The 329-nt window shown below is 36.5% G+C and carries 1 protein-coding gene; it reads left to right on the forward strand.

Annotated features, from left to right (window positions below; genetic code table 11):
- Positions 1 to 55: 55 nt before the first annotated feature.
- The coding region (locus ACFINZ_RS10520; protein ID WP_375701484.1) for an aminotransferase class I/II-fold pyridoxal phosphate-dependent enzyme at positions 56 to 329 on the forward strand (274 nt) is incomplete at its 3' end.

Raw genomic sequence — 329 nt, forward strand, 5'->3', positions numbered from 1 at the left:
TACCGTTAAAATCAAAAATCATTTACTGTTTATCATGTAAGTAAGGATTGAAATTATGGCTTTTATCGCCGATAAACTCTCTCATATCAAACCTTCTGCAACAATCGCTGTTTCCCAAAAAGCACGTAATTTAAAAGTATTAGGTCGTGATGTCATTACTTTAGGCGCGGGGGAACCAGATTTTGATACACCAGAAAATATCAAAAATGCTGCCATTGAAGCTATTCGACGTGGAGAAACAAAATACACCCCCATTTCTGGCATTCCAGAATTGCGCCAAGCAATTTCTGCCAAATTTAAAAGAGAAAATAATCTCACTTATCAACCAG

It is taken from the genome of Bartonella sp. AA81SXKL (genome assembly GCF_042196945.1).
In the GTDB taxonomy this organism is placed as follows: Bacteria; Pseudomonadota; Alphaproteobacteria; order Rhizobiales; family Rhizobiaceae; genus Bartonella.